Below are 17,813 nucleotides of genomic sequence, written 5' to 3' on the forward strand. Positions count from 1 at the left end.
CATGCAGAGTTTCACGCCAGGCTTGTTCGACCGTCTGGATGCCGACGACGACGCCCCCCAGCGCGCATCCCGCGCGCCCGCCAGGAAGAGCGACGACTGGAAGGAAAGCATCACTCGCGACCTGGAAGCGCTCCTCAACACCCGCTCCGCCCTGCTCCCCGATGCGCTCACCGGCTATCCCGAGGTCGGCGGATCCATCGTGAACTATGGCCTGATCGATTTCGCCGGCATGTGCATGACGAGCGACACGGACCAGAAACGCATCTGCACCGCGGTCCGCCAGGCGATCGAACGGCATGAGCCGCGGCTGGACAAGGTGACGGCGACGCTGCAGCCGAGGAAAGGCGCCATCAACCGGGTCGACTTCGTGATCACGGCCCAACTGAAGAACGCGCCGGTGGCCGATCCGATGCATTTCAACGCCGTGTTCCAGCCATCGCTCCAGCGCTATTCGATCCAGAGCGTACGCAGCGCGCCTTAGGTCCGCCACCATGGATGAACTGTTTGCCCAATACGAACGCGAGCTCGTCACCATGCGGCAGCTTTGCCGCGAGTACGCCGAGCGCTATCCGAAGGTCGCGGCCAAGCTGCAGCTCGGCGGAGAAGCCTGCGACGATCCGCATGTCGAACGGCTGATCCAGTCCGTCGCCCTGCTGTGCGCCCGGGTGTCGAAGCGGCTGGACGACTCGTATCCGCAATTTACGGAGGCGCTGCTCAATCTCCTGTTTCCGCACTATCTCAGGCCGTTTCCATCCTGCGCGATCGTGCGCGTCCTCCCGGCCACCGAGGACGCCGACCCCGGCACCGCGACATTCCCGCGCGGGACGCTGCTCGAGTCGGCGCCGGTCCGCGGCGTGAGCTGCAAATTCCAGTCCGCCTATGACGTCGCGCCGTCTCCGGCAGCGATTGCGTCGGCCTGGTTCGATACGGTGATCCATGCGCCGGCGTCGACCCGGCTCCCGCCGGGCGCGGCGGCGGCCATCGGTATCGAATTCACGTCCGCCGGTTCCACCGGCACGCCGGCGCCCTTGAGGATTTATCTCGACGGCGACGCTTCGTTCCGCGCGGCGCTGCGCGATGCGCTGTTCATGCGCACGGTGTCGGCCTGCGTCCAGGCCGGAGCGGACGGGGCATGGATACCGCTCGCCGCGATACCGATCGCCGCGGTCGGCTATGCCGACGATGACGCCCTGATCCCGTTCGATGCCCGCTCGCACCGCGCCTACCGGATTCTTGCCGAGTATTTCGCCTTTCCGGAGAAATTCAACTTCGTCGACGTCGACCTGGCCGCCCTCCGCGCCCGGCTTCCACCGGATTGCACGCGCTTCACGCTGCACCTGGCGCTGGCGGGCGTAGCGCCGGGCTCGGACCAGGCCAGGATGCTCGCCGGCCTGTCGGCGCACAGCCTGCTCACCGGCTGCACCCCGGTCGTCAACCTGTTCAGTCAGCCCGGGGTCCCGATCCGGTACGACCAGCGGACTGCGGAATACAGCGTGCTTGCGCATTCCGCCCATGCGGCGGAGTATGAAGTGTATTCGGTCGACCGGGTCCACATGGTGCGGCAGCAGGGCAAGGACATCGCGCCGATCGAATTTCGCCCGTTCTATGCGCTCCGGCATGGTGAAAGCGATGCGCACAAGGGACGCTACTGGATAGTGCGCCATGACGATACGCTGGCAGTCACCAGCCCCGGCCACGAAAAAGTCATCTCGCTCGTCGATACCGACGGCGCGCCGCTCGCGGTCGAGCAGGCGACGCTGTCGATCGACCTCACCTGCACCAACCGCGACCTGCCCTGCCTGTTGAAATGCGGAGCGGTGGACGGCGACCTGTCCATTCCCGGCACGACGCAGGGCGTGCGGATACGTTTCCTGCGCCGGCCCACGCGTCCGCATCGCCTGGCAAATGGCCAAGGCATCCACTGGCGCCTCATCTCGCACCTGACGCTCAACCATCACTCACTGGCGCAAGAAGGGGCCGACGGCCTGCGCGAGATGCTCGCCTTGTACGACGTTACCGGGTCCGCCGTATCGCGGCGGCAGATCGCCGGCGTCGTCGGACTTGAACATGCCGAGGCGACCGCGTGGATCAGGCACAAGCGCGGGTCGTCCCTCGCGCACGGAACCGAAGTGCGCCTGACGATCGACGAAGAAGCTTTCGTCGGCGCCGGCTTGCACCTGTTCGTGCAGGTCATCGACCAGTTCTTTGCGCTGTATGTTCAGATGAACAGTTTTATCGAGCTGGTGATCCTGTCACACCACACCGGAGAGGAGCTGTTCCGATGCAAACCGCGAAGCGGCAGCATGCCCCTGTCATGATCGAGCGCCTGATCGCCGCACCGTACCGCTACCGGTTCGCGCAACTGCTGAACATCCTCGTGCGGACGCTGCGCCAACAGGGCATCCCGTACCGCCAGGCATTCGACCAGGTGCTGCGCTTTCGTAACAGCCTGTCGCTGGCTTTTCCGGCGAGCGAGATCGAAAGCATGCGGGTCGAATCGGCGCAGGCTGCCGGGACACCTCGCATTCACATCACCTCCGCATTCATCGGACTGCTTGGCGCAAGCGGCACCTTGCCCCTGCACGACACCGAACGCGCGGCCGCGAGGACGGGCCCGGGCACCGACGAAAGCTGGAAGCCGTTCATCGATCTGTTTTCGAATCGGGCCGTCGGCCTGTTCTACGAGGCATGGGGCAAATACCGTGTCGAACATGGCCTGAATACGCGCGCCCAGGACGATCTGCTGCCGCTGCTGACCGCACTGGGCGGCCTACGGTCCACCAGTTTCGGGCCAGCGCGGCCTTTCGATTCGATTCCTTCGGAAGCCGCCGCCTTCTACGCCGGATTGCTCCGGACGCGCCCGATCGCCGCCTCGACCGTGGAACGTGTGCTGGGCGACTATTTCGGCGTTCCCGTGCGTCTCGAAGAATTCGTCGGCGCCTGGGACCCGTTGCCGGCGGCGATCCGCAGCACGCTCGGCGTCACCGATCCCACCCTCGGCTTCGGCGCCGCGCTGGGTACGCGCACATGGCGCAACGACTTGCGTGTCCGCCTCCATATCGGCCCGCTGGATGAGGAAACGGCGAAGGCTTTCCTGCCGCATGGCCGGTCTCACGCGGCATTGAAGGACATGGTCAGCCTGTTTGCCGTGCCCTCCATCCAGTATGAAGTCAGGCTCTTGCTGGACAAGCCGTGTCTCAAGCCGCTGACCTTGCGGACCAAAGGGCAGGACCGGAAACGCCTCGGTTGGAATTCCTTCCTGACGGGCACGGAAGGCAAGGCGAGCCGGCCGGATATTCGATCTGCGCTGCGGCTCACAACGGGCCGGGGATCGACGGGACGGCAGAATCGGGAGGCACAAGCGCCGGCGGTTCGACTGTAATTGTTTGAACGCATCCACCGGCCTGCATCGAGAACCATCGAGCCGGGCAAATCAGCGCTTGTTGCAGCATTCACTCTCCCTGGCGCCTTCTTGCTGTTGATCAAGGTCGCTCGCCGTCCTGTTGAGTACCTTAACCGACGGAAATCTGATACGTGATAAACCATCGGAGGTGCTGCATGGATGGGAGCCAAGCGATCGCGGCGGGCGCTGCGCTGTCGGTGTTCGGTCTCGATGCGCAGCACGACCGCCTGATGCGCATGGAGTTCCCCCACAGTGACGGACCGGATGCCATCCTCCTGCCGAACCGGATGACCGCGCGCGAAGAAGTCTCCCGCTGCTTCCGCGTCGAGGTTGAGCTCCTGTCGGACGACGCCCGGATTCCCCTGAAGGCGATGATGGCCAGGATGGTGACGATTTCCGTCGTGCGCGAAGACGGTTCTCTGCGCTACTTCAATGGCTACGTCACCGAATTCCGCTTCGTGCGTGCAGACGGCGGCTTCGCGTTCTACCGCATGGTGCTCGAACCGTGGCTGGCATTCGCCAAGCTGCGCAAGGACAACGTGTCGTTCCACGGCAAGAGCGTCATCGAATTGACCGAACTCACGTTCGCGCATTACCGCCAAGCCGACTGGCGCACGCACATGATCGACGCCGATCCGCGGATGACCTGCGCGAACCAGTACGACGAGACCGACTACAACCATCTGCATCGCCGCTGGGAGGCGCTCGGGCTTACGTACCATTATGAGCACCGGGCAGATGGACACACACTGTGGCTCTACGACAGGAGTACGCTCGTACGGCCCATCGATCCGACCGGGATCGACGATTCCGGCGAAATCCCGTTTCGCGACAAGGCGGGTTCGCTCGAGGACGATGGCATCCGCGAATGGAGTCCCGTGCGCCGCATCGGTTCCGGCCAGACGACCCTGGCAAGCTTCGATTACAAGAACCCGATTGTGCAGCGTTCGACCGCCGAATCCCTCAACAACCAGGGCGACGTCTTTCCGTACGAAGTCTACGAAAACACCGGGTCGTACGGTTTCCGCACCCACGACGATGGCGAAAAACTCGCCTACCGGCGCATGGGCGAGCGCGACGCGAACACCCAATATTTCGAAGCGCGAGGCAACGATCGCACCGCCCAGCCGGGCCGCTGCTTCAAGCTCGGCGGCCACTTCAGCGCCGAGCTGCAAGTCCCCAAATGGGGCGAGGCGCCCCATCCGAGCATTGGCGACCGCGACTACCTGATCCTGTCCGTCGACCACGAGGCCAGCAACAACTACCAGGCCGGAGCGGGCGCGCCGTCGAACTACGAAAACACGTTCCGCTGCGTGCGCAAGGATATTCAGTGGCGCCCGGGACGCCACTACAACAGCCAGCCCTGCACCTATCCCGGCATCCAGACTGCCATCGTGGTCGGGCCTGACGGGGCCGAGATCCACACCGATGGCTACGGACGCGTCAGGGTCCAGTTCCACTGGGACAGGCTGGGCAATTACGACGAGAACAGCTCTCCGTGGCTGCGCGTCATGTCGCCGGGCGCGGGCAACCAGTTCGGGACCATTCGCCTGCCGCGGGTCGGCGAGGAAGTGGCGGTGGTCTTTCTGGACGCGAACATCGACCATCCTGTCATTCTCGGAGCGCTCTATAACTACACGCACATGCCGCCGTGGAAGTTGCCGGGACAGCAGGCCTTGTCCGGGCTGCGGAGTCGGGAATTGCAGGGAGGCGAAGGCGGCAGGCGCGGCAATCACCTTGTGCTTGACGACACTGCGGGCAAGATCCAGGCGCAGTTGAAAAGCGATCATCAGTGTAGCCAGCTGTCGCTTGGTCATATCAGCCGCATCGAAGATACGAGCGGACGCAAGGATGCGCGCGGCGAAGGATGGGAGTTGCGGACTGATGGGCACGGGGTCGCGCGTGCTGCCAAAGGTTTATTGATCACGACAGAAGCCAGACAGGGTGCGCGTGGGCCGATCAAGGACATGGATGAAACGTCACGTCGTCTTGTGACGGCTTGCGAACAACACGAATTATTGGCCGAGGTCGCCCAGAAGAATGGCGCTCACGAGACTGACGATAATCAAAGGGAAGTCGCATCGATTCTGCAATCACAAAGCAAGGCGATCGCGGGCGCGGGCGTGGCTTCTAAGGAAAACCAGTTTCCAGAGCTGGCCAAACCGTACTTTGTGCTCGCAAGCGCTGCAGGAATTGTGACCACGACGGCCGAAGACACCCATATCGCCAGCGATGGGCACACGGCCATCACGACAGGAAATAGCCTCTCATTAGCCGCCGGCACGAGCCTCTTTGCCAGCATTCGCAAGACTTTCCGCTTGTTCGTTCAGAAGGCTGGCATGAAGATGGTTGCCGCGGCCGGCGACATCGATGTACAGGCATTATCGGACAATATCAAGCTGCTGGCGAAGCTGGAGATATCGCATATCGCCAACCGCATCACTATTAGCGCCAAGGAAGAGATCGTCATCAACGGCGGCGGTAGCTACGCAAAATTTACGGCTGCTGGGATCGAACACGGTACCAATGGGACCTTCGTCGCACACGCTGCAAGTCACAGTCTTCCGACAGCAAAAAGTATCGATCCACCCGATGTACTTCCCCTACCTTTCTTAGCAGGAGGCCATCACATCGACGAACTGGAACAATATTTTTCATTCGAGGACGAGAATGGGAAGCCAATATCCGGCTTCAACTATCGCGTAGACAGCACAGGGCAAAAATTGGTTGAAGGCGTACTTGACGAAAGCGGCCGAACGCCAGGTTTTCCAGTCGACAAAGAAATCACGCACACCTCTTGGATTAGGCGGAGATAAGAATGTCAGATGTGACGAAACAGGAACCAGCTGAGAAGGATACGGAGGCGGATAGGGGTCAAACTCAGGCCGAGCGTAGCTTAAGTGCGGAGGTAGATGGAGAAATCAATTCCGAAGTAAGGCTGTTAGCTGCCGTTGCTTATGGCGAGGCATCTACTGAAGACAACTCGGAAGAGGTCCTTGGCATCGCATACGCAGTTGCGAATAGAGCAAGGGCGTGGGGAGGAAAAAAGATCTCCGACTTATTAAAATCCGATCGAAATTACACCTACGCCGCAAACGGCACAAACACGAGATTTAATCTTTTGATGGCATCATCGCCGAAAGCAATTAATAAATCATTACCAATGCGGGCGGCCATTAACTCCGCCATCAACGCACTAAACAGAAAAGGCCATGATCCATCGAACGGCGCCTACTGGTGGGACGGTATTGACTTAAAACTAAAAAAACAGGTCAACCCACGGATCGCCTACGGATTTAAGTATGGTGCGCAGGAGCACAATATTTTTGACATGCAACAAATAACCAAAACTGTGATTATACATTGGCGGGTAATCAACAAGAAAACGGGGGAAACTGTCGACGGGGCTGAGCGAGGACGTTACGATGCAATATACGTATCGACCGCAGCGTGTGGGAAAACCATTTTTTGGCGCTACAATCTGGATTACGTGAAAGCGACCGGCGCAAAGGAATACAAATGAGAAAAGCTATCATCTTATTGGCGCTAGCGAGTTCTGAGCTAGCGAGTTCTGACGTAGTAGCTAGCGTAGACAACCAAGGATTCTACGCGACGCGCGAAGGACAAATTTTCAAGATTGAAGATGCTCGTGAACTCGACCACGGCTATGTACAAGGTGATGATACACCGTACTTCACTTGGAAAGGTTTCATTTCAGGGAAGCAATTATATTTTGAAGTCCATGGAGAACAGATAAGGGTTGTTTTAGAAAAAAAGCAGACTACTCTTCTTTTTGACAGGGCTCCGTCGATCCCAGGCGCAGATACAGACAATCGAACCCTTGATGAAAAAGGTCTTGACCTGTTTGTAAAATCATCCAAGGATCCGCGGCAAAGCCTGATCTGTATTGAATCCCTCGGACCTGATATTTACATCCATCCGAGACCATATAAGGAAGTGTATCTCGTTACCGATCCTATCGGCAAGCCTAGCATCTACCGATTGTCTGGCATCAATTCTTCTTGCAGAGGAATTGAACGAACGTCAGCGGGAAATTTGCTTGCACCATCTTGGAAAGTCGACAAAAGCATGTCCCCGAACATCCTGATCAATTATTATCGCGTTGAGAACAATCATCTCACCAAAAGCGATATCCAGATTACTGGAGCAATCGTTTCAGATGACGCACAGGAATACAACATCGACGAAAGCCGCTAAACGGACTTTCACGATCCTTTCCTGCACCGCTCCCTATTATCCGCTCTACTCAGGGACGCCATTGAGACTGCCGAAAACATGCTCTATTAGAAAATTCGAAACAAAAAGACAGGCAAGAAAAACAGAGTTTAGATACGTGACCACTTCGGCGCAACGGAAATTCGCGTACAAAGCGTTAAATAAGTATTCGCTGTTCACGAAGTATTTTTGAGCCGTTGGGGTCAGCCGTATTCTATCCGGATCTTAAAAATGTCTTTAAAAATCATCGCCGTCGGCGACAAGACTGACCATGGAGGAGCCGTAATTACCGGCTCACCTACGCACAATATTCGCGGGCACGCAATTGCGAGGCTGGGCGATCAGGTCGACTGTCCGCAGTTCTATCCGGGCGGCAAACCACACGGCATAAACAAGATCATCACTGCACACAGCACATTCACCGTTGACGGCATTCCTGTGGCAGTAGAGGGTTGCACGACAGAATGCGGATGTAAATTGCTCGGAAGCTTTCCCGCAACCGTTGGTTGACATCCCCAAAGGATGAGAGATAGGCGATCGAAAGCGACACGTTCAACAAAGGCCAAGTGATCGCAGCGGGAACTGCGTTCTCGACGTTTCGAGTTTTTCCGAGTATTCAGTTAGGCAATGAGACGAGTACGGCGGTCGCAAGCGTCCGTCCTTGAAAAAGCCTGGAAACCCGAACGCGCCTGACAAACAATAAAGCATCAAGCGCGTGGTGTAATTCGCATGATTCCCGCGACAAATTGAAAACCTAGGGAAACGCTGATTTAATGTCGCCCAGTCGTGGTCGGCATGCCGAAGTGGCACAATAACGACTTCGATTCCTCTTGAACAGTCATGAAGCAAACCACGTTCTCCGACGCCGAGTTCACCCACAAGAAAAAGCAGACCCGACGCGATCGGTTCCCGGCCAAGATCGAGGCCGTGACCCCGTGGCCAGCGCTGGTGGCAGCGCTGCTGCCGTACTACCCGAAGGGCGAAGGGCGAGGCCGTCCGCCCGTTGGTCTGGAGCGGATGCGGCGCATGTACATCGCGCAGCAGTGCTTCGGCTTGTCGGACGAGGGCATCGAAGATGCGATCTACGAGAGCCAGGCCATTCGCGGTTTTGTCGGCATCGACCTGACGCACGAGTCGGCGCCGGACGCGACGACGCTGCTCAAGTTCCGCTGCCTGCTCGAGAAGCACAAGCTGACGCGCCGGATCTTCGATGAAATCAACGGGCACTTGGCCAGCAAAGGCCTGATGATGCGCGAGGGGACCATCGTCGACGCCACCCTGATTGCAGCGCCTCCCTCGACCAAGAACCACGACGAAAAGCGCGATCCGGAAATGCACCAGTCCAAGAAGGGCAAGAACTGGTTCTTCGGGATGAAGGCCCATATCCGCATTGATGCCAGGTCTGGCCTCACGCACACGCTTGTGACCACTGCGGGCAACGTGTCCGACGTCACACAAACCCACAATCTGCTGCATGGCGCCGAAACGATGGTGTTCGGTGACGCCGGCTACCAAGGCGCCAACAAGCGCCCGGAGAACAAGGGCAAGGCGATTACCTGGCATATCGCGATGAAGCGCGGTTTGCGCAAGGCCATGAAGAAAAATACGCTGGGCCGCGCCAAGGAAAAGCTGGAGAAGGCCAAGGCTAGCGTGCGCGCCAAGGTCGAGCATCCGTTTCACGTGCTGAAGAATCTGTTCAAGCATCGCAAGGCGCGTTACCGTGGCTTGGCGAAGAACACCGCACAGCTCCATTCCTTGTTCGCGTTCGCCAATCTGGTGCTGGCCGGCCGGACATTTGGAAGTGCCCGCGCCCGAACTCCGTCCTGAACCGGAGAATGCGTGCTGCGGCAGGCCAAAACCCGTCTGCTGGCCCAGCGCACGCGTGAAAAACAGCTGATTTCGACCATCGTGACGTTCGACGCTGGCTTTGTCGCGTCGAATCGGCCGCACAACCTATTTGTTCAGCGTTTCCCTAGTGGAGGGACAAGGGCTAGATGAGAAGCACAGGGACGATTTCCTTTACGGAGCGGCAGGGGTGGCCATGCAAGGAACAGGAAAAGGAAGCGACGGCAGATATATACGTCTCGACAACAAACCGGGAAGCTGGCATAAAAACGTCAAAGGCGATCCTGACCGGTTAAGCACTCCGTCTGCTGCAAAATTTTCGTACACTGACAAATTTTACGGGAAATATGGAATAGTCGAGGAAAATCATTCGATAGCGGTTGATAAATCAATAATCCCGAAAAAATCCAAAGTCAGCATAGAAGGATTAGGGGAAAGAGTAGCCGATGATTCTGGAGGCGGCATACATTCATATCACATCGATAATTTTCTCGGATCAGGAGACTCAGTAGTGAAGACTTGGCTAAAAAGCGGAATCAACCATACACAGCGAGCGGTTAAGTACTTGGGAGTTGCCTGATGAATATCGCGCGTCGATTTATCGTGTTTTTGGCCACCAGCATCCTCATGACGAGCGCTTATCCGGAAACCTTAAAGAAGATTTATCTTGACAGCAACCGGAACGTACATATCGTAAACGACCATGAGGTCGACACGCAAATAACGAACAAAGGAAATGCCAGCACACTAAAACTAGCTCCTGACAGGGAAACCGTGGCTTGGTTAGTCATGAATACTTGGATAGCAGAAGGTGATGACGGCCCGGGCTCTGAAGAATTAATGCTCTATCGCGATGGAAAATTCAGCTCACTTAAATGCACACCATTTATTCGAGATTACTGGTTTTGGATGAATGGGGATCAAATTGCTATTGACTGCGGCGCAAGACATTTTGCAGGACGAGAAACCCTTTATGACACCAGGACCATGCGCGAACTTTCGAGTTTTGATGAGGCCAAGGTTCCGTTAGAAAGCCGACCAGATTGGTCGGACGCTGATAACTAATAAATTTTCGCGTTACTGCCCTAACTGGGCAAGCCGTTATGGTTCCAGTTACGTCTAATGAATGCACTGAGGGGAAACAACGTGATACACAACGGACGCGGGGTAATTCGCCTCAACGATAAAACCGATCACGGCGGCCAGGTCATCAGTGCATCCTCTGGCACAACCGTGATGGGGAAGGTGGCGACACTTCAAGATGACATGACGCACTGTCCCCAGTGCAAGGGTAACTTTGCGATCAAACCTGACGGAGCAGGCGCACGACACGAAGGTAAGCCGTATGCGTACGACGGGGACGTGACGGAATGCGGCGCGCGGTTGATAACATCCTTGTAAGTTAGGCCGCTGACGACATAAAAGAAGCCTAAGCGTCCCCCCTCCGCAACCCATCCAGATACGGATCGATCACACACTTCCCCAGCGCCAGCAAATCGAAATCCTGCGGATCGAACATCCAGTTGCGGATCAACCCGTCGATCATGATCCACAACGCCAGCGCCACGCGGCTCGCATCGACGTGGCGGGCCAGCAGGCCCTTGTCGGCGGCCAGGCGGATGCGCCGTTCGGCGCGGGTCATCCAGTTGGCCATATTGTCCTTGCGGCGCTGGCGCACCGCGTTCATCTCGCCGACGAATTCCACCTTCAGCGTCGCGATCTCGAACACGCGGCGCGCGCCCGGGTCATTGACGGTCCGGTCCAGCACGGCCAGCATGTGATTGCGCAGGTCGACGAGCGGGTCGTCCGACTCGGCCTGGTCCAGCACCTGCATCTCCGCTTCCAGCGGCAGGATCGCGCGTTCCATCATCGCGTTGAACAGCGCACCCTTGTCGTCAAAATGCCAATAAATTGCTCCGCGCGTCACACCGGCCGCGGTTGCGATATGCTGCAACGTCGTGCGCGAAACACCTTGTTCCACGAACAATTTTTCAGCAGCATCCAAAATGCCGTCACGGGTCGCAGCCGCCTCTTCCTTGGTCCTGCGGGCCATCCGTTGTACTCTCCGTTTTTATAGGTAAGAAACATTAAACATACACTCGTGATAGTATATCGGGGTTTTCCCAAAAGCCAGCGATAAACCCGAAGCCGTGCAAGAGGAAGCGCCGAACGACCTGCCGCGTGTTGCGTTTTTTGAACTGCGACGGTCGATCGCGCCCCTGTAAACAGCACCGCGGATCGGTTTTGTCCTTTTTTCCACAAGAAGGAAGCATTGAATGCGCTCTGCCCACTCGTCCCTCACCCTGTCCAGGATCGCCGCATGCACCCTGGTCGCCGTGGCCATGCTGTCGGCCTGCGGCTCCAAGGATAAGCCCGAAGCCGGTCCCGGCGCCGCCGGCGCCAAGATGCCGCCCCCGCAGGTCGGCGTCATCACCACCAAGTTCCAGCAGGTCGCGCTCGAGACCGAGCTGCCGGCCCGCGTCGAGGCGATCCGCACGGCCGAGGTGCGCGCCCGCGTCAACGGCGTCGTCCTCAAGCGCCTGTTCACCGAGGGCAGCATGGTCAAGCAGGGCCAGTCGCTGTTCCAGATCGATCCCGAGCCATACCAGGCCCAGCTGAGCGCCGCCCAGGCCTCGCTCGGCCGCGCCCAGGCGAACCTGACGTCGACCGCCGCCACCGTCGAGCGCTACAAGCCGCTCGTCGAAGCCCAGGCCGTCAGCAAGCAGGAATTCACGAACGCCGTCGCTGCCCAGAAGCAGGCCGAGGCGGACGTCAATTCGGCCAAGGCCCAGGTCCGCATCGCCAGGATCAATTACGACTACGCGAACGTCTACGCCCCGATCTCGGGCCGCATCGGCCGCGCGCTCGTGACGGAAGGCGCCCTCGTCTCCGCCGCCGAGGCGACGCAGATGGCGCTGATCCAGCAGACCGACAACGTGTACCTGAACATCACCCAGTCCGCCGCCGAACTGCAGCGCCTGCGCAAGGATGCCGGTGCCAAGGGCATCGGCTCGGCCGTCCCTGTGACCGTCGTGCTGGATGACGGCACCGTGATGGCGCAAAAGGGCAAGCTGCTGTTCTCCGACATCACCGTCGACCCGACGAGCGGCCAGGTCACGCTGCGCGCCCAGGTCGCGAACCCGGACAATGCCCTGCTGCCGGGCCAGTACGTGCGCGTGCGCCTCGCCCAGGCCGAGCTTCCGTCCGGCATCCTCGTGCCGCAGCAGGCCGTCACCCGCGGCGGCCCGAACGGCGATACCGTCCTGGTGGTCGGCGCGGACAACAAGCCGACGCCGCGCACCGTCAAGATCGGTTCGCAGAACGGCGACGACTGGGTCGTCACGGATGGCCTCAAGGAAGGCGAAAAGGTGATGGTGGACGGCTTCCAGAAGCTGCAGATGCTGCCGCCGGGCACGCCGGTACAGCCGGTCGCGTGGACGCCGGTCGGCGCGCCGGCAGCCCCGGCAGCACCGGCCGCGGGCGGTGCGCAGGCCGCGGCCGGCCCGGCCGCCACCCGCCAGTGAGCAAGGCAAGGCTAGATAACAGGAACCACAATGGCACGTTTTTTTATTGACCGCCCCATTTTCGCCTGGGTGATCGCGCTGTTCATCATGGTGCTTGGCGGCGTCGCCATCAAGCAGCTGCCGATCGCGCAGTATCCGACCGTGGCGCCGCCGTCGATCGTCGTCAGCGTCGCCTATCCCGGCGCTTCGGCCCAGACGCTGGAAGACTCCGTCATCTCCGTCATCGAACGCGAGATGAACGGTGCCGAAGGCATGATCTACATGGAGTCGACCAGCCAGGCCAACGGCACCGGCTCCATCACGATCAGCTTCGAGACCGGCACCAATCCCAACCTGGCCCAGGTCGACGTCCAGAACCGCCTGGCGCGCGCGACCCCGCGCCTGCCGGCCGCGGTGACCCAGCAGGGTGTGCGCGTCGACAAGGCGCGCTCGAACTTCCTGCTGTTCACGATCCTGTCGTCGGACGACCCGACCTGGGACACCGTCGCGCTGGGCGACTACGCGTCGCGCAACGTGCTGCCCGAGATCCAGCGGATCAAGGGCGTCGGCCAGGCCCAGCTGTTCGGCACCGAGAAGGCGATGCGCATCTGGATCGATCCGGCCAAGCTGGTCGGCTTCAACCTGTCGCCGGACGACGTCAACACGGCGATCCGCCAGCAGAACGCCCAGGTGGCGTCCGGCACGATCGGCGACCTGCCGGTGGCCAAGGGCCAGCAGATCACGGCGACCGTCGTCGTCACGGGCCAGCTGGCCACCGTCGAGCAGTTCGGCAACATCGTGCTGCGCGCGAATCCGGACGGCTCCACCGTGCGCCTCAAGGACGTCGCCCGCATCGAGATCGGCGGCCAGGCCTATTCCACGTCGACGCGCCTGAACGGCAAGCCGTCGACCGGTATCGGCGTGCAGCTGTCGCCGACCGGTAATGCGCTGGAAACCGCGAAGCTGATCAAGCAACGCATGGAGCAGTTGCAGAAGTACTTCCCGAAAGGCATGAAGTACTCGATCCCTTACGACAGCACCAAGTTCATCCAGATCTCGATCCAGCAGGTGGTGGAAACCCTGATCGAGGCCGTGATCCTCGTGTTCATCGTGATGTTCGTGTTCCTGCAGAACATCCGCTACACGATCATCCCGACCATCGTCGTGCCGGTCGCCCTGCTGGGCTCCTTCGCGACGCTGCTGGCGATGGGCTTCTCGATCAACGTGCTGACGATGTTCGGCATGGTGCTCGTGATCGGTATCGTCGTCGACGATGCGATCGTGGTGGTGGAAAACGTCGAGCGCATCATGTCCGAGGAAGGCCTGCCGCCGCTCCAGGCGACGCGCAAGGCGATGGGCCAGATCTCGGGCGCCATCATCGGCGTGACCGTCGTGCTGATGTCCGTGTTCGTGCCGCTGGCGTTCTTCCAGGGCGCCGTCGGCAACATCTACCGCCAGTTCTCGATCGTGATGGTGTCGTCGATCGGCTTCTCGGCATTCATGGCGCTGTCGCTCACGCCGGCGCTGTGCGCGCACCTCCTGAAGCCCGTCGAAGCGGGCCACCACATGGAGAAGAAAGGCTTCTTCGGCTGGTTCAACCGCACGTTCACGACGGGCGCCAAGCGCTATGAAGGCTTCGTCGGCAAGATCCTCAAGCGCACCGGCCGCGCGCTGGTCGTGTTCGTCCTGCTGGTCGCCATCGTCGGCCTGATGTTCGCGCGCCTGCCGAACTCGTTCCTGCCGAACGAGGACCAGGGCTACATCATCGCCAACATCCAGCTGCCGCCGGGCGCCACCGCCGAGCGCACCAACGTCGTCCTGCACGCGATGGAAGACTATGTGCTCAAGCAGCCGGAAGTGGCCGACATGGTCGCCGTGACGGGCTTCTCGTTCACCGGCCAGGGCCAGAACATGGGCCTCGCGTTCATCCCGCTGAAACCGTGGGACGAGCGCAAGGGCAAGGGCCAGGATGCGCAAGGCCTCGCCGGCCGCATCACGGGTCACATGATGGCCCTGCGCGACTCGTTCATCTTCGTGGTGAGTCCGCCGCCGATCCCGGAACTGGGCCGCGGCACGGGCTTCTCGTTCCGCCTGCAGGACCGCGGCGGCCTCGGCCACGCCGCCCTGCTCCAGGCGCGTAACCAGCTGCTGGGCATGGCAATGCAGAGCAAGGTGCTGACGGGCATCCGTCCGGAAGGCCTGGAAGACGCGCCGCAACTGAAGCTGAACATCGACCGCGACAAGGCGCAGGCCCTCGGCGTGACGTTCGGCGCCATCAACACGGCGCTGTCGACGTCGCTCGGTTCCGCCTACGTGAACGACTTCCCGAACGCCGGCCGCCTGCAGCGCGTGATCGTGCAGGCCGACGCGCCGCAGCGCATGCAGCCGGAAGACCTGCTGCACATCAACGCCCTGAACACGAAGGGCCAGCCGGTGCCGCTGTCCGCGTTCGCGACGACCCAGTGGATCACGGGTCCGATGCAGACGACGCGCTACAACGGCTATTCGGCGATGAGCATCACGGGCGACGCCGCCCCGGGCTATTCGACCGGCCAGGCGCTGGACGAGATGCAGGCGCTGGCCGCCAAGCTGCCGGCCGGCTTCGCGTACGAATGGACCGGCCAGTCGCGCGAAGAGATCCTCGCCGGCTCCACCGTGTTCGTGCTGATCGGCTTCGCGCTGCTGGCCGTGTTCCTGGCCCTCGCCGCACTGTATGAAAGCTGGTCGATCCCGGTCGCCGTGCTGCTCGTCGTGCCGCTGGGCGTGCTCGGCTCGCTGATGGCGGCATCGCTGCGCGGACTGAACAACGACGTGTACTTCAAGGTCGGCCTGATCACCATCATCGGCCTGGCCGCGAAGAACGCGATCCTGATCGTAGAATTCGCGAAGGACCTGCAGGCGCAGGGCAAGTCGCCGTTCGAAGCGGCGCTGCAGGCGGCGCACCTGCGCTTCCGTCCGATCATCATGACGTCGCTCGCGTTCATCCTCGGCGTGCTGCCGCTGGTGGTCGCCAGCGGCGCCGGCGCGGCATCGCAGCGCGCCATCGGTACCGGCGTGATGGGCGGCATGCTGACGGCGACGGCACTGGGCGTGTTCTTCGTGCCCGTGTTCTTCGTCGTCATCCGCGGGTTCTTCAAGGGCAGCGAACGCCAGCGCAAGAAGTACGCGCACGAAGAAGACGCCACTGTCATCGACTCGAAAATCTGATGAACACCATGAAACGACTCACTCCCCTCGCGCTCGCCCTCGTGCTGGCCGGCTGCGTGAACCTGGCGCCGAAGTATGAGCGGCCGCAAGCGCCGGTGGCGGGCGCCTTCCCGACCGTGGAAGGCACCGTCAACAGCGGCAACGCGGTCGCGAACGAAGCGCCGGCCGCCATCACGTGGCAGCGCTTCTTCACCGATCCGCGCCTGCAGCAGCTGATCTCGCTGGCACTGGCCAACAACCGCGACCTGCGCGTTTCGGTCCTGAACATCGAGGCGGCGCGCGCACAGTACCAGATCCAGCGCTCGAACCAGTTCCCGGCCGTGAACGCGGGCATCACGGGCCAGCGCCAGACCACCGGCAAGGACCAGCCGATCGAAAGCGTCTACCAGGCCGGCCTGTCCGTGTCCGCATTCGAGCTGGATTTCTTCAGCCGCGTGAAGAACCTGTCCGACGCCGCGCTGGCGCAATTCCTCGCCACCGAGGAAGCGCGCAAGACGGCGCAGATCAGCCTGATCGCCCAGGTCGCCAACACGTACCTGACGTATCTCGCCGACGAGGAATTGCTGGCCCTCGTGCAGCAGACCCTCAAGACGCGCGAGGAATCGCTGCGCCTGACGCAACTGCGCTTCGACAACGGCGTCTCGTCCAAGCTCGACCTGCAGCAGGCCGTATCGCTCGTCGAGACGGCGCGCACGACCCTGGCCCAGGCCCAGCGCCAGCGCGCGCAGGACCTGAACCTGCTCACCCTGCTGATCGGCCAGCCGATTCCAGACAACCTGCCGGCCGGCGCCACGCTCGCGACGACGAACCTGCCGGACCTGCCGGCCGGGATGCCATCCGACCTGCTGGCCGTGCGTCCGGACATCCGCGCCGCCGAGCAGCAGCTGATGGCCGCCAACGCCAACATCGGCGCGGCGCGCGCGAATTACTTCCCGCGCATCACGCTGACGGGCAGCGCCGGCACCGCGAGCAGCCAGCTGTCGGGCCTGTTCAAGAGCGGCACGTTCGGCTGGACGTTCGCACCGCAGGCGATCATGCCGCTGTTCGACTTCGGCCGCACCCGCGCCGGCGTCGAGGGCGCCCGTGCCCAGCGCGACATCGCCGTCGCGCAGTACGAAAAATCGATCCAGACGGCGTTCCGCGAAGTGGCGGACGCACTGGCCGGCCAGGCCACGTACAGCGAACAGTTGCGTGCCCAGCAGGCCGTGGCGGCCGCCGAGACGGACCGCTTCAACCTGTCCGACCTGCGCTACCGCAACGGCACCGCCAGCTACCTCGACCTGCTGGATGCCCAGCGTTCGCTGTTCACCGCGCAGCAGCAGGCCATCCAGGCCAACCTGCAGCGCCTGCAGAATCAGGTCACGCTGTACCGCGTGCTGGGCGGCGGCTGGAGCGAGCCGGGGCCGGCGACGGCCGCGCGCTGATTCGAAGCGGAATGATTTCCGCGCGCCATTGAGAACGGTCCCGACCGGGGCCGGCCGCGATTTCGGTATCATGAAATCGCAGGCCGGCCCCGGTTTTTTCATGCAAGCACGGGCGGCCCCGGCAGCCGTCGCCGGACGGCGTCCGCCAGGACCGCAACCGCGCGCCGAGCCCGGCCTGTCCGGTACGGTCGCCCC

At 61.2% G+C, this 17,813-nt stretch carries 15 protein-coding genes; 14 read left to right on the forward strand and 1 reads right to left on the reverse strand.

What is annotated here, in order from left to right:
* Position 1 precedes the first annotated feature (1 nt).
* From tssE to ACEN9Q_RS19200, 11 genes are all read left to right on the forward strand, one after another.
* Positions 2-481: a type VI secretion system baseplate subunit TssE gene (tssE, locus tag ACEN9Q_RS19150; protein ID WP_056443378.1), complete on the forward strand. Its 480-nt coding sequence runs from the start codon at positions 2-4 to the stop codon at positions 479-481.
* 10 nt (positions 482-491) lie between these two features.
* Positions 492-2,318: a type VI secretion system baseplate subunit TssF gene (gene tssF, locus ACEN9Q_RS19155; protein ID WP_495625668.1), complete on the forward strand. Its 1,827-nt coding sequence runs from the start codon at positions 492-494 to the stop codon at positions 2,316-2,318.
* Positions 2,282-3,382 carry a type VI secretion system baseplate subunit TssG gene (gene tssG, locus ACEN9Q_RS19160; protein WP_495625669.1) on the forward strand — a complete coding sequence of 367 codons (1,101 nt, stop codon included), beginning with the start codon at positions 2,282-2,284 and terminating at the stop codon, positions 3,380-3,382. The genes tssF and tssG overlap by 37 nt, the downstream gene beginning before the upstream one ends.
* A gap of 176 nt (positions 3,383-3,558) precedes the next feature.
* Positions 3,559-6,219, forward strand: coding sequence for a type VI secretion system Vgr family protein (locus tag ACEN9Q_RS19165; protein WP_495625670.1), 2,661 nt, complete (start codon positions 3,559-3,561; stop codon positions 6,217-6,219).
* A gap of 2 nt (positions 6,220-6,221) precedes the next feature.
* Complete coding sequence (locus ACEN9Q_RS19170) at positions 6,222-6,926, forward strand: hypothetical protein (protein WP_495625671.1); 705 nt, start codon at positions 6,222-6,224, stop codon at positions 6,924-6,926.
* Positions 6,923-7,621, forward strand: a complete 699-nt coding sequence (locus ACEN9Q_RS19175; RefSeq protein ID WP_495625672.1) for a hypothetical protein — start codon at positions 6,923-6,925, stop codon at positions 7,619-7,621. Before ACEN9Q_RS19170 ends, ACEN9Q_RS19175 begins: the two co-directional genes overlap by 4 nt.
* Positions 7,622-7,870: 249 nt before the next feature.
* A complete protein-coding gene (locus ACEN9Q_RS19180; RefSeq protein ID WP_495625673.1) occupies positions 7,871-8,149 on the forward strand; it encodes a PAAR domain-containing protein in 279 nt (92 codons plus the stop codon).
* Between the two features lie 330 nt (positions 8,150-8,479).
* Positions 8,480-9,466 (forward strand): IS5 family transposase, encoded by a 987-nt coding sequence (locus tag ACEN9Q_RS19185; RefSeq protein ID WP_495625674.1) that lies wholly within the window; start codon positions 8,480-8,482, stop codon positions 9,464-9,466.
* A 130-nt stretch (positions 9,467-9,596) separates the two neighbouring features.
* The gene (locus tag ACEN9Q_RS19190) at positions 9,597-10,064 is read left to right on the forward strand and encodes a 3D domain-containing protein (protein ID WP_495625675.1); all 468 of its coding nucleotides are present in this window, start codon (positions 9,597-9,599) and stop codon (positions 10,062-10,064) included.
* Entirely contained in the window at positions 10,064-10,549 is a 486-nt protein-coding gene (locus ACEN9Q_RS19195; protein ID WP_495625676.1) for a hypothetical protein, read from the forward strand. Before ACEN9Q_RS19190 ends, ACEN9Q_RS19195 begins: the two co-directional genes overlap by 1 nt.
* A gap of 57 nt (positions 10,550-10,606) precedes the next feature.
* Positions 10,607-10,885 carry a PAAR domain-containing protein gene (locus tag ACEN9Q_RS19200; protein WP_495625677.1) on the forward strand — a complete coding sequence of 93 codons (279 nt, stop codon included), beginning with the start codon at positions 10,607-10,609 and terminating at the stop codon, positions 10,883-10,885.
* A gap of 28 nt (positions 10,886-10,913) precedes the next feature.
* Here the strand turns inward: ACEN9Q_RS19200 and ACEN9Q_RS19205 are convergent, their stop codons facing one another.
* Entirely contained in the window at positions 10,914-11,537 is a 624-nt protein-coding gene (locus ACEN9Q_RS19205; protein WP_495625678.1) for a TetR family transcriptional regulator, read from the reverse strand.
* Between the two features lie 223 nt (positions 11,538-11,760).
* On the opposite strand from ACEN9Q_RS19205, the gene ACEN9Q_RS19210 reads away from it, so the two are divergent.
* The 3 genes from ACEN9Q_RS19210 to ACEN9Q_RS19220 are packed head-to-tail and all read left to right on the forward strand — an operon-like array spanning position 11,761 to position 17,618.
* Positions 11,761-13,008: an efflux RND transporter periplasmic adaptor subunit gene (locus tag ACEN9Q_RS19210; RefSeq protein WP_495625679.1), complete on the forward strand. Its 1,248-nt coding sequence runs from the start codon at positions 11,761-11,763 to the stop codon at positions 13,006-13,008.
* A 30-nt stretch (positions 13,009-13,038) separates the two neighbouring features.
* The gene (locus ACEN9Q_RS19215; RefSeq protein ID WP_056443397.1) at positions 13,039-16,194 is read left to right on the forward strand and encodes an efflux RND transporter permease subunit; all 3,156 of its coding nucleotides are present in this window, start codon (positions 13,039-13,041) and stop codon (positions 16,192-16,194) included.
* An 8-nt stretch (positions 16,195-16,202) separates the two neighbouring features.
* Complete coding sequence (locus ACEN9Q_RS19220) at positions 16,203-17,618, forward strand: efflux transporter outer membrane subunit (protein WP_157201933.1); 1,416 nt, start codon at positions 16,203-16,205, stop codon at positions 17,616-17,618.
* The last annotated feature ends 195 nt before the right edge of the window (positions 17,619-17,813 follow it).

It is taken from the genome of Massilia sp. Masssp93 (genome assembly GCF_059491295.1).